Origin of the sequence: Natrialba taiwanensis DSM 12281 (assembly GCF_000337595.1) — an archaeon.
Lineage (GTDB): Archaea > Halobacteriota > Halobacteria > Halobacteriales > Natrialbaceae > Natrialba > Natrialba taiwanensis.
Map to the genome: position 1 here is coordinate 136640 of NZ_AOIL01000013.1, position 21415 is coordinate 158054.

Annotated in this window: 20 protein-coding genes and 1 tRNA gene; 15 read left to right on the forward strand and 6 right to left on the reverse strand. The window is 62.6% G+C overall.

What is annotated here, in order from left to right; translation table 11 throughout:
• Window positions 1-162 precede the first annotated feature (162 nt).
• The 6 genes from sod to C484_RS04390 all read left to right on the forward strand — a co-directional run bounded on the left by sod (window position 163) and on the right by C484_RS04390 (window position 6431).
• Window positions 163-765, forward strand: a complete 603-nt coding sequence (gene sod, locus C484_RS04365) for a superoxide dismutase (RefSeq protein ID WP_006824740.1) — start codon at window positions 163-165, stop codon at window positions 763-765.
• A gap of 164 nt (window positions 766-929) precedes the next feature.
• Window positions 930-1202, forward strand: coding sequence for a DUF5827 family protein (locus C484_RS04370; RefSeq protein ID WP_006824741.1), 273 nt, complete (start codon window positions 930-932; stop codon window positions 1200-1202).
• Window positions 1203-2042 carry a hypothetical protein gene (locus C484_RS04375; RefSeq protein WP_006824742.1) on the forward strand — a complete coding sequence of 280 codons (840 nt, stop codon included), beginning with the start codon at window positions 1203-1205 and terminating at the stop codon, window positions 2040-2042. It abuts the gene before it with no gap.
• An 85-nt stretch (window positions 2043-2127) separates the two neighbouring features.
• Entirely contained in the window at window positions 2128-3252 is a 1125-nt protein-coding gene (locus tag C484_RS04380; RefSeq protein WP_006824743.1) for a thiamine ABC transporter substrate-binding protein, read from the forward strand.
• Window positions 3253-5304 carry an ABC transporter permease gene (locus tag C484_RS04385; protein ID WP_006824744.1) on the forward strand — a complete coding sequence of 684 codons (2052 nt, stop codon included), beginning with the start codon at window positions 3253-3255 and terminating at the stop codon, window positions 5302-5304.
• Window positions 5301-6431 (forward strand): ABC transporter ATP-binding protein, encoded by a 1131-nt coding sequence (locus C484_RS04390; RefSeq protein WP_006824745.1) that lies wholly within the window; start codon window positions 5301-5303, stop codon window positions 6429-6431. The genes C484_RS04385 and C484_RS04390 overlap by 4 nt, the downstream gene beginning before the upstream one ends.
• A 24-nt stretch (window positions 6432-6455) precedes the next feature.
• Here the strand turns inward: C484_RS04390 and C484_RS04395 are convergent, their stop codons facing one another.
• The gene (locus tag C484_RS04395; RefSeq protein ID WP_006824746.1) at window positions 6456-7124 is read right to left on the reverse strand and encodes an MBL fold metallo-hydrolase; all 669 of its coding nucleotides are present in this window, start codon (window positions 7122-7124) and stop codon (window positions 6456-6458) included.
• 140 nt (window positions 7125-7264) lie between these two features.
• On the opposite strand from C484_RS04395, the gene C484_RS04400 reads away from it, so the two are divergent.
• From C484_RS04400 to C484_RS04420, 5 genes are all read left to right on the forward strand, one after another.
• Complete coding sequence (locus C484_RS04400) at window positions 7265-8740, forward strand: helix-turn-helix transcriptional regulator (protein ID WP_006824747.1); 1476 nt, start codon at window positions 7265-7267, stop codon at window positions 8738-8740.
• A 99-nt stretch (window positions 8741-8839) separates the two neighbouring features.
• Window positions 8840-8914: transfer RNA gene (locus tag C484_RS04405), tRNA-Glu, on the forward strand.
• A 120-nt stretch (window positions 8915-9034) separates the two neighbouring features.
• Entirely contained in the window at window positions 9035-9871 is an 837-nt protein-coding gene (locus C484_RS04410; RefSeq protein WP_006824748.1) for a lipoate--protein ligase family protein, read from the forward strand.
• A 233-nt stretch (window positions 9872-10104) separates the two neighbouring features.
• Window positions 10105-10974 carry a deoxyribonuclease IV gene (locus C484_RS04415; protein ID WP_006824749.1) on the forward strand — a complete coding sequence of 290 codons (870 nt, stop codon included), beginning with the start codon at window positions 10105-10107 and terminating at the stop codon, window positions 10972-10974.
• A gap of 176 nt (window positions 10975-11150) precedes the next feature.
• Window positions 11151-11978, forward strand: a complete 828-nt coding sequence (locus C484_RS04420; RefSeq protein WP_049915039.1) for a class I SAM-dependent methyltransferase — start codon at window positions 11151-11153, stop codon at window positions 11976-11978.
• A gap of 24 nt (window positions 11979-12002) precedes the next feature.
• On the opposite strand, the gene C484_RS04425 is transcribed toward C484_RS04420, so the two are convergent.
• From C484_RS04425 to C484_RS04440, 4 genes are all read right to left on the reverse strand, one after another.
• Window positions 12003-12461 (reverse strand): hypothetical protein, encoded by a 459-nt coding sequence (locus C484_RS04425; RefSeq protein WP_006824751.1) that lies wholly within the window; start codon window positions 12459-12461, stop codon window positions 12003-12005.
• Between the two features lie 86 nt (window positions 12462-12547).
• Window positions 12548-13849, reverse strand: coding sequence for a hypothetical protein (locus C484_RS04430; protein ID WP_006824752.1), 1302 nt, complete (start codon window positions 13847-13849; stop codon window positions 12548-12550).
• Between the two features lie 95 nt (window positions 13850-13944).
• On the reverse strand, window positions 13945-14514 hold the full coding sequence (locus C484_RS04435) for a DUF6114 domain-containing protein (RefSeq protein ID WP_006824753.1): 570 nt from the start codon (window positions 14512-14514) through the stop codon (window positions 13945-13947).
• 6 nt (window positions 14515-14520) lie between these two features.
• Entirely contained in the window at window positions 14521-15138 is a 618-nt protein-coding gene (locus C484_RS04440) for a DUF6230 family protein (RefSeq protein WP_006824754.1), read from the reverse strand.
• Between the two features lie 339 nt (window positions 15139-15477).
• Here C484_RS04440 and C484_RS04445 point away from each other — a divergent pair, with 339 nt between their 5' ends.
• Window positions 15478-16329: an SAM-dependent methyltransferase gene (locus C484_RS04445; RefSeq protein WP_006824755.1), complete on the forward strand. Its 852-nt coding sequence runs from the start codon at window positions 15478-15480 to the stop codon at window positions 16327-16329.
• Between the two features lie 174 nt (window positions 16330-16503).
• Entirely contained in the window at window positions 16504-17154 is a 651-nt protein-coding gene (locus tag C484_RS04450; RefSeq protein WP_006824756.1) for a helix-turn-helix domain-containing protein, read from the forward strand.
• Window positions 17155-17196: 42 nt separating this feature from the next.
• On the opposite strand, the gene C484_RS04455 is transcribed toward C484_RS04450, so the two are convergent.
• Window positions 17197-17973 (reverse strand): SDR family NAD(P)-dependent oxidoreductase, encoded by a 777-nt coding sequence (locus C484_RS04455; protein WP_006824757.1) that lies wholly within the window; start codon window positions 17971-17973, stop codon window positions 17197-17199.
• A 208-nt stretch (window positions 17974-18181) separates the two neighbouring features.
• Here C484_RS04455 and C484_RS04460 point away from each other — a divergent pair, with 208 nt between their 5' ends.
• Window positions 18182-19870, forward strand: coding sequence for an AMP-binding protein (locus C484_RS04460; protein ID WP_006824758.1), 1689 nt, complete (start codon window positions 18182-18184; stop codon window positions 19868-19870).
• A 283-nt stretch (window positions 19871-20153) separates the two neighbouring features.
• Complete coding sequence (locus C484_RS04465; protein WP_193364799.1) at window positions 20154-21299, forward strand: acyltransferase; 1146 nt, start codon at window positions 20154-20156, stop codon at window positions 21297-21299.
• Window positions 21300-21415 lie beyond the last annotated feature (116 nt).

Sequence of the window (21415 nt, forward strand, 5' to 3'; positions counted from 1 at the left end):
GCTGAACCGCTGAACGTTCGCTGAAAGTTTTAACACGATACTCGGTGTCAACGCAACTGGACTCGGACGCAACAGTACGCGGACGAGAACTGTGCGCTATGATACCCCCTCATTCCGGTACGCGTTCCAGGAATGAACTGCTATCATACACAGGTGTTATCCATGACTGATCACGAACTCCCCCCACTACCGTACGATTACGATGCACTGGAACCGTCGATTTCCGAGCAGGTCCTCACCTGGCACCACGACACGCACCACCAGGGCTACGTCAACGGCCTGAACTCGGCGGAAGAAGAACTCGAACAGAACCGCGAGGACGGTGATTTCGAGTCGACGCCCGCGGCGATGGAGAACGTGACCCACAACGGCTGTGGGCATTATCTGCACACGCTGTTCTGGGAGAACATGTCCCCGAATGGCGGTGGCGAGCCGGAGGGAGACCTCGCTGCCCGCATTGAAGAGGACTTCGGGTCCTACGAAGCTTGGAAGGGCGAGTTCGAAGCCGCCGCGGGCGCTGCCGGTGGCTGGGCGCTACTGGTGTACGATCCGGTTGCAAAGCAACTGCGCAACCTGAAAGTCGATCGCCACGACCTCCACGCGCTCTGGGGTTCCCACCCGATCCTTGCACTGGACGTCTGGGAACACTCCTACTACTATGATTACGGTCCGGACCGTGGCAGTTTCATCGACGCGTTCTTCGACGTCATCAACTGGGAGTCGGTCGAAGACGAGTATCAGACGTGTCTTGACCAGTTCGAATAATCGCTGAACCGCCCAGCTACGGCGACGATTTCGACTTCTTTCGGCGACGTGACCCAGCGCTAGTCCACTGTTTCGGTGCGAACTGGAGCCGGTCAGGTCAGGACGGGAAAGCGCAGTCCGAGAGCGAACGATTTAGGCGTACGAACGCGGTACCCCCGAGTATCATGCCCGTTTCGAAATCCGAGTTCGACAGTCTACCGCCGTGTGACTTCTACACCCCTGCGGAACTGCTCGAAGCGGACCAGATGTACACCGTCTACGAAATCGCCCGCATGCTCCAGGGGCTCGAACCCGACGCGGAGATCGAACAGGAGACCGAAGCCATCCTGCTCGACTGGGCCATCCCATGGATCATGACCAACGCGGCCGAACTCGTGGTCGCCGAGCCACGAAGCGACGACGAACCCGGCTACTACGGGCTGAAAACGGGCGAGTAGATGATTCTCCTCGTCGTCGGTGCCGACCGGGTCGACGCCGGCAAGACCACGTTCTCGGTCGGCCTGCTCGAACGAACCGGTGCCCGCGGCTACAAACCGCGCGCCGGCAACGACTTCTGGTTCGACCACGACGATTGCCGGCGTGCACTCGCCGAGGGTCGACTCTACGGCAAGGACGCGCGCAGACTCGCAAGGGCGGAGGAACGCGGTCGTACGCCCGAACGGCTCAATCCAGTCCACCGCCTCTGGCGACCGACGCCCGGCAGCGGAACCGGGCTCCTCGGTCAGCGCGACCGCGAGTTCATCGTCGACCGTCTCGGGCGGGGCGAGGACGCGACGTTCGTGCGCAACGCAACCGCCGACGTGCCGCCGGCGGTCGCCGAGGCGCTGCCGCTCGCGAATGCGATTCCCGTCGAGAGCGTCGACGAGTTCAACGACCTCGCCGAACGGCGCTACGTCCCGGCGTTCGCCGAACTCGCGGACGAACTCGAGGCCGCGGAGGTTGCCGTCGTCGAGTCCTACAGCGATATCGCCCAGCCGTTGCAGTCGCTCGATCCGGCGGCGGTCACCGCGGTCGCGGCCGTCGAGCCGGGTCGCGCGCGGATCTACCCGGGCGATCGGTACTGTCGCGCCTGCGAAATCGCGAGTTCGAGTCCGAAAGACGGCGCGCTCGAAAAGCGGGTGCCGGATGTCCTCGAGTATCTCGACCCCATCGACCGGGTGCAACTCCCGCCGCTCGGGAGCGACGACCGACGTGATCCCGCCGGGATAGAGGATGCGTACGCGGCGGCCTACGACGCGTTGCTCGCTGCGGCGCGGCGTGCGGGAACGGCGGACTAAGCGACTGCACCGTCCCGTTCGCTCGCCCACTGGTGTCGGCGAAGCGAACGATGCGCTTAAAACCACGCAGTGGAACAACCAGGTAATGAAACGCCGACCGTTCGTTACGGCACTCGGTGGGGGACTCACGGCCGGACTCGCGGGCTGTCTCACGCGAGACGACAACGAGGAGGCAAACGGGGACGCAACGACCGACCCCGAACCCGACAACCCGGATCTCGAGGGCACACTCGAGGTCGTCACCTACGAGTCGATGCTCGACGGCGAAACCCCCGCGGGACCGTGGCTCAAAGACGAGTTCGAAGCGACCTATCCCGACGCCGAACTCGAATGGACGCTCCTGCCGGACCAGGGGATCAATCACTACATTTCTCGGGCGTCCCAGGGTGGGGCGATCGATCCCGACGTGTATCTCGGTCTGAACATCGATGACCTGGTGACCGTCGACGACAACTTAGACGACGGCGGCCTCTTTCGCGAACTCAATCTCGACCGGATCGAGCGGTCGGATCGCATCCGCGACGGACTCGACATGGGCGATCCGCACGGCCGCGTCCTCGCGTACGACACCGGCTACATCAGTCTCGTCTACGACGAAACCGTCGTCGACGAACCGGAGACGTTCGAGGACCTCCTCGACCCGGCCTACGAGGATGCGCTGATCGCCCAGAACGCCCAGACCTCCGACCCCGGCCAGGCGTTTCTGCTGTGGACGATCGACGCCTTCGGCGAGGACGGCTACCTCGAGTACTGGGCGGACCTCACGGACAACGGCGTTCGCGTGCTCGACGACTGGACTGAGTCCTACTACGGAGCGTACATGAACGAGGAGCGTCCGATGATCGTCTCGTACTCGACCGATCAGGTGTTCGCCTCGGCGGAGGGGAACGACCTCAGTCGACACCAGACCGCCTTCCCGAACGACCAGGGGTACGCGAATCCCGAAGGGATGGCGATATTCGAGGGTGCGGACGAAGTCGATCTCGCCTACGAGTTCGTCGACTTCGCGCTCTCGAATGCGGCCCAGGCGGAAATTGCCGAGCGAAACGTCCAGTTCCCCGCGGTCGCGGACGATCACGTCGATTTGGACGACGAGTTCGATCAGTACGCCCACGAACCGCCGGAGGCGGTGACGATCGGCTACGAGGACCTTCGTGGCAACCTCGACGGGTGGGTCGACGACTGGGCGCGCGACTTCGCGAGTCAGTAGGTGGTTCGCGTGGGGTTTCGGGAACTGTTGGACCGATCGTCACGGGAGTCGGTGAACTCGGCGGAGTCGGCGAAGTCAACGGAGTCCGCGGAGTCCGCGGCATCAGCGAGTTCAGCCGACCGGTCGACCGACGGTCACCTCACGACGAGGGGGCCACCCGGCACCGACTCCATCAGGTCCCGGTTTCGTACCTGGCTCGAACGGCACGCGCTCGCGCTGACTGCGCTCTGTACGGCAGCGGTTCTCGTCGTGATGCTGTACGTGCCGACGGGGATCGTCTTCGTGAACGCCGTCCTCGAGAACGGACGGCCGACGCTTGCCCACATCGCCGGGGTTCTCACGGACCCGTTCTACGTCGGCGTGCTGGCCGACGTATTCGCGGACCCGCTTGCGATCGGAGCGCACCTGCGGTCGCTTGCGGGCTGGGTCGCCGCGATTTCGGTGTCGCTGACGGTCGCGTTCAGCGTTCCGATTCCAGTTGTAGACGGTACGGTCCCGATCCCCTGGTTCGCACTTTCGGTCCCGCCCGTGCGGCAGGGACTGTTCGGATTCACGGCCGTCCAGGCGGCGCTTTCGACGGTCGCGAGCGTCGCGATTGGCCTTCCCGCGGCGTACATCCTTGCGAACTACGAGTTCTACGGGCGGCGGACGCTGCGCTCGCTGACGATTCTGCCGTTCGTCCTGCCGGGAATCATGGTCGCGGTCGGCTTCTACGCGATGTTCGGCCGGACGGGCACGCTGAACTCGGTGCTCGGCGCGGTGGGAATCGGTCCGTTCGCGTTCATCGAAACCAGTCCGCTCGCGGTCGTGATCCTGGCACACGCGTTCTACAACGCGCCGCTGGTCGCGCGGGTTACTGTCGCCGCCTGGGAGTCCGTCGACGTTCGGGCCGTCGAAACCGCCCGCAGTCTCGGGGCGAGCAAGCGCTGTGCGTTCCGTGACATCGTCGTCCCGCAGCTCGCGCCGGCCGTCCTCACGGGCGCGCTCCTGACGTTCATCTTCACGTTCATGACATTCCCGATCGTGCTCGCACTCGGCGGGTTGCAACTGGCGACCGTCGAGGTCTGGATCTACGACCGGATTCAGAACCTCGATTACGCCGACGCCGCAACGCTTGCCGTCCTGGAGACGCTGCTCTCGCTCGGCCTGACCTACGCGTATTTGCGGTACGAGTCGGCCCGGTCGGGACTCTCGCAGGCGGCGTCCGCACCGCCGACCGAGCCCTTATTCCCCGATCTGCAAACGGCGCTGTCGCCGCGCCGGCTCGCGATCGCCGGCTACGGCCTCCTCGCACTCGTCCTCTTCGTCGGCCCGATCGCGAGTCTGGTCGTCGGGAGCGTGACCGACGGCGGCGGGTTCACCCTTCGCAACTACACGTTCCTGCTGGAGCGCCAACTCGGCGGCGAGCAGTACCAGGCGTTACCCTGGCCCGCGATCCGGAACTCGCTTTTGTTCGGTCTCGCGACGCTCGTCGTCGCGGTGCCGATGGGCGTCGTGATCTCGGTGCTGACCGTCCGCGCGGGCCGTAGCGGCACGCTCGTGGACACGCTCGCGATGCTTCCCCTCGCCGTCAGCGGCGTGGTGTTCGGCATCGGCCTCCTGCAGGGGCTCGTCTTCGGCCTCCCGCTGCCCGGCGGCTGGCGACTCCAGGTGACGGGACCGATCGCGATCGTCGTCGCCCACGCCGTTGCGGCCTACCCGTTCGTCACCCGAAACGTCTCGCCGTTGCTCGCGAACCTGAACTCGGCGATGGTCGAATCCGCGCGCGCACTCGGCGCATCGCGATTCCGGGCGCTCCTCGATATCGAACTCCCGCTCGTCGCGAGCGGCATCGTCGCGGGCGCGGCGTTCGCCTTCGCCATCTCGATCGGCGAGTTCTCTTCGACGGTGATTTTGGCGGCCGGCAACGGCAGTTACACCATGCCCGTCGCCGTCGAACGCTATCTCGGCCGGCGCTCCGGTCCGGCGATCGCGATGGGGACGCTCCTGTTAGCCGTGACGGCGGCGAGTTTCGTCGTCATCGACCGCGTCGGCGGGAGGTACGAACTGTGACGACGCTTCGGCTGTCCGGCATCTCGAAGCGATACGGCGGGAGTGGGGGGAGCACCGACACCGCTGCCGATGCGGGGGCGGGGGCGGAGGCGGGGACCGTTGCACTGCAGGACGTCGACCTGACCGTGAACGACGGCAAGTTCTTCACGCTCGTCGGGCCGTCGGGCTGTGGCAAAACGACGACACTGCGGACCATCGCGGGCTTCGAGGAGCCCACGGCCGGCAGCGTCACCTTCGACGGGGAGTCGATGGCCGGCGTGCCGCCGGAGCGGCGAAACGTCGGCGTCGTCTTCCAGAGTTACGCCCTCTTTCCGCACATGACCGTCGCCGAAAACGTCGGCTACGGGCTGCGATTCCGAACTCCGCCGGCGGGGACGACGGTCGACGAACGCGTTACCGAACTGCTCGAACTCGTCGATCTCGCGGGGTACGGCGACCGCTCCCCCGACCAACTCTCGGGCGGTCAGCGCCAGCGGGTCGCACTCGCTCGCGCACTCGCGCCCGCACCCGACCTGCTCCTGCTCGACGAACCCATGAGCGCGCTCGACGCCAGACTTCGGGAGACCTTGCGCCGACAACTCGCCCGGATTCAGACCGAACTCGACATTACGACGATCTACGTCACCCACGACCAGGCCGAAGCGCTCGCGATTTCGGATCGACTCGCAGTCATGCGAAACGGCCACGTCGAGCAGATCGGGCGGCCACAGCGTCTCTATCGCGAACCCGCAACCCGGTTCGTCGCCGAGTTCGTCGGCGATAACAACGTCTTCGACGGCGCGGTCGTCGACCGCACCGGAACCGGAGACGAAGGGGAAGGGCGAGCATCGGTCGCCGTTACCGACGGAACACGCGGGACGGCCGCCACGTTTGAACTCGCGGACGTTCCCGCGAACGCGACGCGACTGGGGTTCTGCGTTCGGCCGGGCGCACTATCCCAGACTGCCTCGCAGAACCGCTTTCAAGTATCCGTAGAGACGACCGAGTTCCTCGGCGAGAGCGTGCGCGTCCACGGACGGTGGAACGAGACACCGATCGTCTTACGGCTTCCAGCGGTTCCCGAAACCGGCACCGACATCACGGTCGGGTTCGATCCCGGTGATGCGCACCTTTTCGAGGGCGACTGAGGACGAGTTCGGCTGCCACCGCACTCACACCTGTCGTGCCATCCGCCCCGCGAGTTCGACGTGTTCGAACGGATCGGTCGTCACGCTCGGCCCATGGCCGGCGTGTAACGCTTCGAACTCCCCGTCGATCCACTCGCGCACGCGATCAATGCTTTCGATCAGCGCCTCGCGATCCCCTTCCTCGAGATCCGTCCGTCCGAAACCCCCGTTCTGGAAGATCAGATCGCCCGCAAAGAGGATGCCCGGGTCTGCAGCGTAGAAACAGAGGTGGTCATCCTTGTGGCCGGGCGTATGAAGCGCGGTGAACTCGTGGTCGCCGAGTTCGACGGTTCCTTCGTCCGCGATGGCGTGGTCCACACCGTCGATGGTCGTATCGTACCCCCAGGTATCGACATCGAAGGTGCTCGTAACGGTGTCGAGATTCCCGACGTGGTCGGGGTGAGTATGCGTGAGGACGACCGCATCGAGTCCGTCGACTCGGGAGCGGACCATCTCCACGACATCGAAGTTCGCTCCGGCATCGATCAGTNGAGTATGCGTGAGGACGACCGCATCGAGTCCGTCGACTCGGGAGCGGACCATCTCCACGACATCGAAGTTCGCTCCGGCATCGATCAGTACCGTTCGATCACCGGTGACGAGAAAGACGTTGCTCGTAAACGCCTGCACATCCTGTGCGAGGTTGACGACCATACGCGGGATACACCACCGAGGGGTTTGTGCGTATCGACAGGGACCGCCTCGGCGAGTTCTGCTTGCGCGGTGATACGAACTCGTCCTGTACGGTCCGATATTCACAAGCATTTTTAGCTCCGGCACGTAGTGACGGACGAATGAATCGGCCGGTTTCCGTCGGATTCGTCGTTATCATCGTTCTCTCCGTTATCAGTGTCAGCGGCGGCCTCGCGATGACTGGACTCCCGGCCGGACCCGTCGGAACCGGTACCGCTTCGGACACGACAGCCACCTCGCAGTTCGAGGGCTTCGACTACCAGAGTCAGATCCAGAGCCAGAGCCAGAACCAGATGTCCGGTTCGACAGCGACAGCACCCCAATCACAGCAGCATCAGTTCAACTCCCGGAACTTCGACGACACGACGTTCGAGGTTACGGTCCACGAAAACGGCAGCGCAACCTGGACGTTTCGCTACGAACAACAGCTCGAAGAGAGCTCGGATACCGAGAACGGGACTGGGAACGGAAACGAAAACGAAAGCGAGACCGCTACCCGCGAAAACTTCGAAACGTTCGCCGACGAGTTCGAATCCGAGGAAACCGAGTTCTACCAGCGGTTCGTCAATCGATCGAACTCGTTGGTCCAAACGGGCACCACCGTCACCGATCGGGAAATGGACGCCTCGAATTTCGAGCGGCGGGCGTTCGTCCGGGACCAGATCAACCCGACGGGCGTCGTTGAACTCTCGTTTACCTGGCATGGGTTCGCTGCAGCCGATAACGGCACGCTCGTTGTCGGTGATGTCTTCCAGGGGATGAACATCATGGAGGACCAATCGCTCGTTATCCGCTCGGACGATGGGCTGACCATCCAGGAGGCTGAGCCCGAACCCGAGTACGTCGTCAACGGCTCGCCGTCGACGGGGACATCCGTTCGCTGGAGCGGGGAACGAGAGTTCTATCCCGGCCAGCCGCGTGTCGTCTTCGACCAAGTGGGGTCCGGAGGCGGGGCTGGCACCTCGAACACCGGCTTTCTCGAGGGCGTTTTCGAGGACGGCACGGACGCGTTTGCCTCCCCGCTGGTCGTTCTCGTCCTCGCACTCGTTCTCACGCTCGTCGTCGGCTTCGGGCTCGGCCTTGCCAGCGTCCGATATCGGTCTCGAGGTGGTGGATTGGCCGGTGTGATTCCCTTTGTCGGGCGCGATAACACCGCCAACTCACCGTCTACAGCGGACTCGCAGTCGGGGTCACAATCACGGTCACACGCCAACACAGCGACCCCATCCGAGACGCCTGCGACCGGCGAGCAGAACTCGGAGAGACAATCAGCGGGTAGTGTGGGTGCCACGGAGCCCGATACAGAGGCGGACCCGAACGCCACGCCGGTGGGGCTCTCGGAGGAGGAACTGCTCACCGACGAGGATCGCGTCGTCAAACTCATCCAGGAGAACGGTGGTCGCATGAAGCAGGTCAACATCGTCGACGAGACGGGATGGTCCAAATCAAAGGTGAGTATGCTCCTCTCCGAGATGGAAGACGACGGAACGATAAGCAAACTACGTGTCGGGCGAGAGAACATTATCAGCCTCGATGGCTTCGAACCGGAGGCGACGAAGTCGCCGTTCGAAGAGTGAGCTATCGGCGTGAGACTGTGAGACATTCCTGATTCGAAACGGAATGCTTAAACATCGTACTGCGCTACGTCAGGATGCACTCGCGACGAACCGCGACGTGCTCCGATAGTGTAGTCCGGCCAATCATATTGCCCTCTCGAGGCAATGACCGGGGTTCGAATCCCCGTCGGAGCATCCCGACCATTTGCTTGGTTTCTCGTTACTGGTAGAGTAGTAGTGTAGTATAGTTCGACAGCCACACATCGGTCGAGTGACTGCGGAATCGCTTTCCGTTATGCCGTTCTGTGACAGCGTATGACAGCACTTGCCGACCGCGAGTGGCGACTCATTACGGACGAGGTCCGCGACGGCCCGACCCAGATGGCTCTCGAGGAGATCGCCGCCCGGACGGCGATCGAAGACGGCGTTCGAACGGTGCGCGTTTACTCGTGGGAACCCAGCACACTCTCGCTCGGATACCGCCAGGAGGCAGAAACAGTTGACTGGGAGTTCTGCGAGCGCAACGGAATCGACGTGACTCGTCGACAGACCGGTGGCGGCGGCATCTATCACGACCGGCACGCTGATATTTCCTATACGATCGTCGCACCGGCTGACGAGGTCCCGGGAGACCTGATGGACTGCTACGCGCTGTTTTGCGAGCCGATTCTCGACGCCTTCGAGCGAATGGGCGTCGACGCCGATTTCGCCGGCACCGAGCAGTCGTCGCTTTACAAACCGTCGTGCTATCTGCGGGATATCAATCCGGCACACGACATCGTCGCCCCAGCGAGCGACGCCACACGGGCGCGAAAGATCAGCGGCAACGCCCAGTACCGCCAGCGCGATGTCGTCATCCAGCACGGGTCGCTGAGCTACGACCGCGAGCCCACCCGGCACGTCGGTGCGTTCGATACCGAACTCGAGACGGAGACGTTCACCGACCGGGTAACGAGTATCCGCCAAGAGGCTGGTATCGATCGCGAGGAGGCGGTCGAGACGCTTTCCGCAGCGCTCGGTGACTGGTGTGACGCCGCAAACGGAGGGTGGCACGAGGACGAACTCGAGGACGCTCGCGAACTCGCGGCACGGAAGTACGGAGCCGACGCCTGGATTCGAAATCGAGAGGCACCAGACGCGCCTGAGCGCTGAACGCGCCGATGAATCACCCGATACGGACCGCTTTCCAGACGGTTGCCTGCAGAGTTCAGCTGTGATCGTCGGACCCGCGGGACGTGCTCCGATAGACACCCGGACTCCGGTGGCATCATCCGCCACTCGAGGTACAACTCGAAAATCTTCGATCGCTGGCTCCCGAGCGATGACGCCGTCCGCACTGGTCCGGTATACATATCACGGACCGGTACTGACGAGAATCCATGACCATGAAGGTCGGCGCACACGTTTCGATCTCCGGTTCGCGCGTCTCCTCCGACGACGAAACACCGCCGTACAACGACGTTCGCAATGCTGTCCACCGACAGCTCGCCTTCGGCGGGAACTGCGGCCAGATCTTTACAACCTCGCCACAGGTCTGGCAACAGCCAGAAATCAGCGACGAGGCTGCCGACGGATTTCGGGCGGAAAGCGACGACCAGCTCGAGGGGCCGTGGGTCATCCACTCGGCCTACCTCGTCAATCTCTGTACCCCCAAGGACGACCTCCGCCGAAAATCGAAAGAGAGCATGCAGGCTGAACTCGACGCCGCTGCCCGGCTGGGCATTCCGTACGTCAACGTTCACCTCGGTGCCCACACGGGGGCCGGCGTCGAGGGTGGCCTGGACAACGCCGCGAGCCTCATCGACGAACTCGACGTTCCCGACGGCGTACAGATCCTCATCGAGTCCGATGCCGGCAGCGGTACCAAACTCGGCGGCGAGTTCGCTCATCTCGCGGGCATCATCGACCGGACCGAGACGGACATCGGAATCTGCATCGATACCGCCCACACGCTCGTCGCGGGGAACGACCTCACGACGCCCGAAGCCGTCGACGAAACGGTCTCCCGGTTCGACGACGAGGTCGGCCTCGAGTACCTGCAGTATATCCACCTGAACGACTCGAAACACGACGTTGGCACGCACAAGGACGAGCACGCCCTCATCGGGGAGGGCTATATCGGCGAAGACGGGATGCAGGCGATCGTTAACCACCCCGACCTGCGCGACCTGCCCTTCGCGCTCGAGACCCCGACGGAGGACGGCCGCGGCTTCGCCTGGAACATCCAGAAAGTAAAAGAACTGCGCGACGACTGATACTGCCGGACAAAAGTCAGTGAACACTCGATCGCGTCTCACGGATCGTCGCTTGTGGTGACGACCGTTCGGGTGCGATCGACGTGTGAATCGTTTTGTCCGACAGTATGAGCCACGTTTCCGGCCTCGTCGCCGAAATCGACCTGCTTTTACCCCCGAGCGGCCTATCGGGGCTCGTGCGCGAGTTCTCCGAAGACTACCTGCGACGGACCCGGGCCGGCATGTGGGACGATTCCCGGGCGGCGCTTTCCCCGCTCGAACTCGACTCGCGCGAGCGAATCCTCGACGTCGGCTGTGGAACGGGGGAACTGAGCCGCGTTCTCGCGGCGGAGTCGCCTGGTGCGGTGATCGGCTGTGACGCCGATCCCGAACTGCTGCGGGCTGCCGGCGAGTTCGTTCCGGCGGTCGCTGGGGACGCCCATCGGTTGCCGTTCCCCGACGACACCTTCGATCTCGTCGTCTGTCAGGCGCTGTTGATCAACCTGCCAGACCCTGCGGCTGCGCTCGATGAGTTCGCTCGCGTCTCGACGGACCTCGTCGCGGCCGTCGAACCGAACAACGAGGCCGTCGAGATCGAATCGAGCGTCCGTGCCGAGGGCGCACTCGAGCGACGCGCCAGGGACGCCTACCTCGACGGGATCGATACTGACGTTGCGCTCGGTGCTGACGCCCGCGAGGCCTTCGACGACGCGACACTCGAGGTTCTCGAGACGCGCCGATACGATCACGTTCGGACGATCGAACCACCCTATAGTGACGGTGCAGTGCGTGCTGCGCGTCGGAAGGCGACTGGAGCAGGGTTAGCCGATGACCGGGAAACGATGCTCGATGGACCGTTGACGGCGGCGGAATACGACGAATTGCGAAGCGAATGGCGGTCGATGGGACGGGACGTGATCGACCAGATGGAAGAGAGAGAGTATCGCCGAGCGGAAGCCGTCCCGTTCTTCGTGACGGTTGGACGGCTTTCCGACGGTGCCGACACCCGCACCCACCAGGGTTGAGACCGCGACCGCGATTCCTGTCCGTCACCGGGGCAGCAGCGTCCGGAGCCCACCGCCGACCACGCCGCCAAGCACGCCGTCGGCGACGGTCAAGAGCGAGAAGAGGAGTGCGAGCAGGACGATACTCGCGAATCCGAGCCCCGAAACCATCGGACTCACGGGGCCGATCGAACCGAACACCAGCAGCGGCGGCTCGTTGTACAATCCAAGAACGGCACCGAGCGTTCCCGTAACCGTTCCTGCAGCAATGCCAACGAGTGAACTCGCGAGTATCGCGTGGATGAGTCCCGATATGATCCGTCCGGTGGCGTATGCGGCGACGAATCCGGCGACGACGCCACCACCGAGACGTCCGAGCAACGGCACCAACAGCGCGGTGAGGTCGACGAGAACGCCGGCGATGACGGCTGCGAGAAGGATCTGCATGTCGAGTTCAGCGCGGAACGCCGAAGCCGTGGCAGTGGACGAGTGGTCCTCACTCATGGTCGGTGTTTCCTACTCATCGTCGGTGGTCGTCATCGCCCTCGCATTGTGGCGATTCGTGATCGATTCGACGCATACACTCCGGATCACGGGGCGAGGAGGCCGGTCGTTTCTTCGGTTGTTTCCCGGAGAAACTCGGTGCTGTTGGTGGCTGTTTCCTCGACGTGGTCGCCCGTCTCGTTGCTCGTCTCTTCGAGGTGCTCGCCGGTGTCCGCGACCGTTTCGTTGATGTGATCTCCGGTTTCGGTTATCGTCTCTTCGAGGTGCGCACCGGTTTCTTCGAGGGATTCTTCGAGTTGGTCGTCCGTTTCGTTCGGGTTCTCGGCGATCGTCTGCGTTACGTCGGAAGTGGTGTTCTCGGTGTGGTCGAGCGTTCCCTCGACTGTTTCTTCGGTGTGATCGAGTGTGTCTTCGGTCGTCTCTTCGGTGTGGTTGAGGGTGCTCTCGACCGTTTCCTCGGTGTGATTGAGCGTGTCCGCTGCCGTCTCTTCGGTATGGTTGAGCGTTTCGTTAGCGGGGTCGGTGACCGGATCGGTTTCGGTGTCGTTCTGGTCGTCGCTCTCGTGTTCGCTTTCGTTTTCGTCTTCACCCTCGTCTCCACTCTCGTCCTTGCCTTCGTTTTCGTCTTCACCCTCGTCTCCACTCTCGTCCTCGCCTTCGTTTTCGCCGGTGTCGTTCCCGTCACCGTCGTCTGACCCGGGTTCCTCGTCATCGGTCGGCGTATCGTTCCCGTCGTTCGATTCGTCTTCTTCGTCCGAGTTGTCGGTATCGTCCCCGGAATCGTTTCGGCTGTCAGTATCTCGGTCGTCGTCATCGGGCTGGGGTTCGTCACTTTCGTCATCGCTCTCGTTCGAGTCGTTCGAGGAGTTAGTGTCGTCGGTACCGTTCGAGGAGTCCTCGTCCTGCTCAAGGGAACCGAGATCGAGTTCACCGAATCCGTCGGCTCCGGGCGTCTCGTTGTCCGGCCCGACTTCGATCGAGTAGCCGTTGACCGACAGACCCTGCGTCGTAATCGACGTAGCGGTGATCGTCAGATTCGTCTCCTCGGTGGGGAGACAGTCGCCGGCCGCAGAGAGGTTGTCTAGCGCCTCGCTCTGATGTCCGGTACGGAGCAGCATTGTTGCATCCGGCCGGGTCTGTTCGAGTTCGACGCGTCTGTTCTCGCCGAGGTAGACGGTGGTGTTGTCGTAACTCCCGTTCCGAACGAGGAGTTCGTTGGTGCCGGAGGTGAGTTGCTGGGCGCAAACGGTCGCGTCCTCGATCGATCCCAGTTCCACCGTGACGGTGCCGTCGTTCGTCTCCTGGGCGGCCACGGGAAGGGTACCGATTCCCGAGATGACGCTGGCGAGGACGACGAGTGCGACGAGGAGGGACGTCGTTCGAGTCATAGCATGTCAGCTCACGTCTCAGTGTTCTCTCGCGATGATCGTCTCGCGGGTTCGGTGCTCGGTGGCGCGTGTTGTGCCGCGGCGATGGCTCTCACTCATCGGTCGTTTCCCTGTTCTGCGGACCCGGTCTCGGTCGCGGCCGCGAGACGGTCACGGAGTCTGCGTACGATCGGACCGACGATAGCCCGGAGGCGCTTGCGAGCGCCCGCGACAGCGTTGTCGACGGGGCTCGGTTCAGTGACGTGGTCGGGGACGCGGTCTTCGTCGGGTTTCCACGCGAGACAGAGATTACCGCCGAGGATGCCGAATAGGAGCCCGAGCAGTAACCCGCCGAGCGAGCCGACCAGCGAGAGAATCGACAGGGCGATGCCAATGACGCCGATCACGTCGGAGTGGGCCGGTTTGTACAGCGCGAAGACGCCCGTCAGGAACACCAACACGCCGAACGCGACGCCGATGGCGAGAAAGCCGGTCAGCTCGCCGCCGACGAAGAGAAGGTCCGGCAGGATTTGCATCGGGACCCAGGTGATGATGATCCCGGCCAGACACAACAGGATGCCACCCAGGAACGGTCGCCGGAGTCGCCAGGCGGTAAATCGATCCCAACGGCGTTTGATCCGTCCAGTCGTATTCGTGGAGTCGTCGTAGCTAGATTTGGTTGCCATGAGTGATCACGTCTCTTCGTCCGTGTACTCGACATCGACATCGAGACCGGGCAGGCTGATCTCGTTCGACGCGAGATACACCATCTCGATCTCGACATCTTCTTGCACCATTCCGGGCGCGTCACCGCTTACGTCGGTGAGCAGCCCCTCTTCGGGTTCGGCGTTCTCCCCGGCCGCCTGCTGGAACTGCTGGTTCGGATCGTCGCTGTACTGGTCGTTTATCACCTGGCCGTTGAACGTCGCCTCCTCCGCGCTCAGCCCGGTCAACTTGATGTACTGTTCGTCCGCTTCCACGGTTTCGTCCGTGGTAAAGGAGATCTCGATCGTCCCGTCGATCCCGGGCAGGTTATCGACGGACTGCTCTTTCGTCAGCACCAGGCCGTCGATCTCGACGCCTCGCTGTTCGACGACGACGACGGGCGTCGCCTGGGCCTCGCTACTCTCCCCAACGCCGGGGTACAGGAGGAACTCGTCGGATCTGATCTCGTCGGCCTCGATGGTAAAGCCGCCGGCGGCCAACGGCGCAGCGTAGGCCGTCCCCGATGACAGCACGATGAGCGCGACGAACGCGACGGCGAGAAACGACGCACCCGTGCCGGTCAGCAGCCGTTTCTTGTTGTACATGTTAGGCACCTCTTCCGGTGCTGTTCGGTTCCCCTTCGCCGTCAATCAGGGACCGCCCCGTGCCGTCGTTTACAGTTCGTCCGCGTTGTCGGTGGTTGTTGGGTGTCACAAGCACACACCCAACATGATTTGTAATCATTTTTCCTCCTCGTATACGGTGTCATTTATATTCCGGCCGCAATTGGCCACAGTACTGTTCGTCTCAATACTACCAGTGTGAGGGGTTCTGTCGGCGTTTTGACTACTGTTCGAAGACCGAGACAGTCAGCACGGGGCACGTATAAAGACACGCGGAAACGCGGGAGAAATACTATCGGCTACACCGGTGCGTGTCGGGGTATGCAACCGAAATCGTTCAGTACTACTGATATAATCGAGTTCTACAACGAGACCGCGTGGGAGTATCGGTTTTTCTGGAGCGAGGTCAACCTGCACTACGGCTTCTACGACGACGCACACACGAGCCATCGAGAAGCCATGACGAACTCGAACAGCGTCTACGCCGACAAACTTGACGCCGACGAGACGGATACGATACTGGACATCGGGACCGGACGCGGCGGGCTGCCGGTCCACATCGCGGCCGAACGCGACGCCGACGTTCACGGCATCGATATCGACCCGTCCCACATCCGCGACGCCCGGGCGAACGCTCGCGAACGCGACGTGGCGGCATCGACCGCGTTCAGCGTCGGCACCTATCACGACATTCCATACCCCGACGACACGTTCGACGCGGTCTCCGGTATCGAAACGGTCTGTCACTCCGCGCAAAAGGACCGCGTACTCGAGGAAATTCGCCGCGTCCTCGCGCCGGGCGGACGCGTACTGCTCTCCGACGGCTACATGAGCCGAACGGCGCTGACAGCGCCGGAGCAAGAGACGGTCCGAACGGTGCTCGACGGCTGGGCCGTTCCCGAACTCGCACACGTCAGCGAGTTCAGAACTGAACTCGAAGCGGCCGGCTTTACGAACGTGACGTTCGACGACCACTACGACCGGATTATGCCGTCGTCCCGCCGTCAACGGTGGCTCTCGCGTGCCGTCACGCCGCTTCTTAAGGCTGCCTCCGCACTGGGTGTGAAAAGTGATTCGTCGGTCAACCAGGGGGTGACGCTCTATCACCAGTACGACGTTCTCGACCGCGGACTCGCAGTGCACGGTGACTTCACTGCGGAGTTGCCGGCGTGATGGGGGTGTTTCGCCGATGTGCAACCGTCGAGTTCGAGGTGAAGACCGCCGGCCGATGAGAGGTGTTCGTCCCGCTTCCAGTCCCGCGTTCGGTTTCTATTCGAAACCCTGGATGTCACACACTCTGTCAAACGATACCAAGAAGTATGTTCACAGTGAGGTGACTCTCACGAGATGAGATACGCAAAGTGCATCGTTATCCCGGACAACGAGGGGTTACACCCCGTTGACCAGCAGATTGCAGATCATCCCGATATCGCGCGTGAACTCCTCCACAACGTCAATCTCCTCGCCGACGATACGATCGTCACGCTCTATCAACTGTCCGGTGATGCAACGGCGCTCGAGTCGATTCTGACTGACTCGTCGATGGTTCGCATGTACCATCTTTCGGAAGCGGATGACGCAATCCACGCCTACATCCACGTCGAAGCCCACGACAGGCTCGTGGGACTCTTGAGCATGTTCCGCGAGTTCGAGTTCATCTTCGATACGCCCCTCGAGTACACGCGACGCGGGGGGTTGCGCGTAACGATGATCGGCGACGTGGGGAGCTTTCAGCAGGCGATTCCGGACGTTCCAGACGGGATTCGGATCAAACTCCTCAAGACGGGGACCTACGAGCCGAACACGGATCGGTTGTTCTCACAGCTCACCGAGCGACAGCAGGAGATTCTCGAGACCGCAGTCGATATGGGCTACTACAACGTGCCGCGCGAGGTGACACACGCGGATATCGGTGATGAACTCGGCTGTACTGGCGGAACGGTTGGGGGGCACCTGCGAAAGATCGAATCGAAACTGCTGGCTCAGATCGTTCCGTGATGGCTGAAATCGACGGGATGCGGCGTCAACTCTCTCACTCTCTCAGAACGTAAAGAGGTCGACACCGCCGGTAACGCCGACGACCTGTCCGGTGACGTAATCGGCCTGCTCCGAGCAGAGGTACGCGACCAGGTTCGCGACGTCTTCCTCCCGGCCGAGTCGTCGCATCGGGGTTGCCTCGGCGATTCGAGCGAAGTGTTCGTCGACCTGTTCGAGCTGCTCGAGAGGGAGGTCCGCGAGCGCGCCGACGACGATGCTCGGTGCGACGACGTTGCTCGTAATACCGTGCTGTGCGCCCTCTAAGGCGAGCGTCTTGCCGAAGCCGATCAGCGCCGACTTCGTCGCCGAGTACGACGCCTGTCCGAAGCCGCCGTGCCAGCCGGCGACCGAGGACATGGTGACGATGCGGCCCCATCCGCGCTCTTTCATCCCCGGATAGACGGCGCGGGTGACGTTGTAGGTTCCCGTCAGGTTGACCGCCACGTCGCGGTCCCAGATCTCGTCGTCGAAGTCCTCGACCTTGTCGCGAGCGTCGACCAGCCCCGCGTTGTTGATCAGCACGTCGATCCCGCCGGTGTCCTCGTCGACCGCCGAAATCGTCTCCGCGACCGCGTCACGATCGGTCAGGTCGCACTCGAGCGTGCGCGCCGTCCCGCCGGCGTCTTCGATGTCGTCGACGACGGTCCGTGCCGCGTCGGTGTCGATGTCCAGCGCGATCACCTCGGCCCCTTCCGCGGCGAGTATCTCGCAGTCGACGCTGCCGATGCGCCCGCCCGCTCCCGTCACGAGAGCGGTCTTCTCGTCCAGTCCGAAATCCATACGGTAAGCCCCACCGGCGACGACGAAGGGCGTTTTTCGACGGATCGCAGGCGATTTATATCAGTGTGGAGGCGGCCGGTACCGCGCAGTCGACCGGCTACGGATCCTCGCACGACTATCCGACCGCGACCGTTTCCCGCTTCGGTCTTCAACGACCGCGTATCCCAGCGAGTACGCTTTAGCAACGCAGGCGTGATAGCGTGACCGAATGTCCCGAGACGCGACACCCTGGACGGCGGCGTACGAACGGTTCGGCATCCCCGAATCGCTCGAACCCTATCCCGACGAACCGGTTCATCAGTTCCTGTACGACGCTGCAGAGGAGCATCCAGCGCAGGGAATCGTCCAGTTAGGCCAACGATTCCCCTACCCCGACATCCGCGAGGACGTCGACCGACTGGCGACGGCGCTGCGCCAGCGCGGCATCGAGAAGGGCCACAGAGTCGCAACGATCCTCCCGACATCCGTCCAGTTCGTCGTCGCCACCCACGCCATCTCGCGGGCCGGCGGCGTCCACATCCCGAACGACTTCCTCGACGCCGAGGACGACCTCGTCTACCGACTCGAGCAAGGCGATCCCGACGTACTGATCGGCCACGACAAACACCTCGATCTCATCCGGTCGCTCCAAACTGAACTCGAACTCGAGCACGTACTCCTGACGTCGCTCGAGGACTACTCGGCGGACCCGCCGAACGAGGGCGACCGAGAGGCGATCGACGGAGCCGAATGGCTCCGCCCGGTCATCGACGCGACGGAACCGGACCCGCCCACCGTCGAGTTCAGCGTCGAAACGGACGTGCACACGCTGTTGTTCACGGGCGGGACGACCGGCTTGCCGAAGGGGTGTCTGCTGACCCACCGGAATCTGGTGGCGAACGCGCTCCAGGGCGTCGCCGTGCAGTCCCAGTTAGCAGCGGCGATGCGCGGCAGCGAGGCGGCCGTGATGGCGCTGCCGATGTATCACGCCTACGGCTACTCGATCACGAACAGCCTGCTCGAGCTCGGACTCGATATGCTGGTCGTTCCCGACGCCAGGGATACAGTGCAGATGCGTGAACTGGTCGAGCACCACGAACCGCTGCTCATGCTCGGCGTGCCGACCCAGTTCATGGAACTGGTTGACGAGGAGGTCGCATCCTCGGTCGTCGGCATCTCCGGCTCCGCCCCCCTCGCGGTCGAGACGAAGTCGCAGTTCGAACGCGAGGCCGGCGGCGTGTCCCAGGGCTACGGCCTCTCGGAGATGTCCCCGATCACTCACTTCGACGTTCACGGGCTCTACGAACTCCTCGCCGGTGGTGAGAGTGACAACGGGTTGGACCATCCGACCATCGGAATTCCGGTCCCCGACACGAGCGTCAAACTCCGCGATATCGACTCCGGCGAGGCGATTCCGATCGACCGCGCCGTCGACGACGAACTCGAGGGCGAACTCCTCGTGAAAGGGCCACAGCGGATGACCGGATATCTCGACGAGGAGAAAGACCCGTTCGACGAGGAGGGATACGTCGCCACGGGTGACATCGCGAAAGTCGACGCAAGCGGTCGGTTCTACGTCGTCGACCGCATCAAGAACATGATCAACGTCTCGGGATTGAAGGTCTACTCCGAGGAAGTCGACGAGATCCTCTACGGTCTCGAGGGCGTCGAACGACCGGCCACGGTCGGCGTCCCCGATCCGGAGCGGCCGGGCAGCGAGCGCGTCCGCATCTTCATCGAACCGGAACCGGATGCGGACGTAACCGAACAGGACGTTCGCGACCATCTCGAGGGCACAGTACCAAAACACGCGCTCCCGTCGACGGTAACGTTCGTCGAGTCGATCCCGCTCACTGATATCGGAAAGACGGACAAGCAGGCGCTTCGGGAGGGCACAGCAGCCGAAGCAGACACCTGAGTCGTTTCAGTCGATCTGCTGTCCCGGTTTCCCGACACAACCCAGGACCGGGTCGTGGATGTGCCGAAACTGATTGCCAACAGTCCGTCTCAGCGACTGCTCTCGATTCGTGCTGAACTCGAGTCGAGTTCAGTAATCGGTTTGTCGCATGATGCAGCGGCCATGGTGAATATCATATGTCTTTAATATACACAGAATGATTCTATAGATGACAAAATTACAAGTCGACGAACCGTTTACCTGAGGCAAAAGGATCATAGGTAGAAATGTGGATAGCCGGATTATGGGCGAACGAATCTATAGTATCGATTCGATGCGGATAATTGCGATGCTGTTCGTTGTCGCCATTCATACAAATCTATTCAGGAATATTACTATATATGGAAATATGATAAATTTCGCAATCGACAGCTCGGCGAGATTCGCAGTCCCGTTTTTCTTCGTGACGTCGGGGTACTTTTTCGCCCGGAAGACGGCGAATCGCGATCCCGTCAGCTACTTCGTGAAACGAGCGACAACGATCGCCTCGATTTATGTGTTCGGGCTGTTGCTTTCCGCACCGGTTTTTCTCGCGGGAACCGCCGCGCGCGCCGGGATCGACGATCGCGCCGTCGCGACCAGCGTTGTCGGCAAACTGTTCGAGTTCACGTCGCCGGTGGCGTTGTTCTACTACGGGAATTCCGTGTCGGAAATCCTGTGGTTTCTCCCGGCGCTCCTGGTTTCGCTCGGATTGATCTGTCTGTTCGTGCTCGCGGACAAAACGTCGTACCTGTTGCCGATCTCGGTCTTGTTCCACGTCGTCGGGCTGCTCGGGGCGAGCTACACGATGTTCGTGGACGTTCCGTTCGAGATCAGGGATGCGTTGTTCTTCGGGTTCTTTTATACGAGTCTCGGGTATTACATCGCCTCGCGAGACTGGCAGCCGGCCCCCGAGCGGAGCAGGCGCTATCTCGGGGCGACCGTCCTCTTCAGCGCGCTCCACGTCGGCGAACGCTACGTCCTGGGGTACGTCGTGGGCGACGAGACGTTCGCACACGGCGTCTACACAGCCAGTTACTCGGTCGTCACCGTACTGGTCACGCTCTCGCTGTTCGCGTTTCTCCTCTCGCGGCCGTCCCTCGGGAAGTCGACCTCGTTACCGTCGTGGGGAAAGTACGCCGTCGGCGTCTACGTCGTCCACCCTGCGGTGTTGTTCGCACTGGAAACGGTCGGCGAACTGCTCGTCGCGAACGGGTACGAGATCGAATCGTCGCTGTGGTGGCACCTCGCGTTGACGCCGGCGACGTTCTTCGGGGCCCTGTTCGTCTACCTCCTCGCGACCAAACACGGGGTCGTCGAGGTCGGCGGGAGCCACCTGCCAGGAACGGACCGGCTTTGGAAGTACGATCTCCGACCCCCGTCCGGCGACAGTCGCTCCCGAAACAACTGACCGCTCGCCGACCGTCGCACGGACCGTTATAAACGTCCGCGCATTCCACGGATCACACTGTTCGTCGGTTGTTCCCTATTCACTATCAGCGGGACTCATCCGCGTGGTGAGCCCGA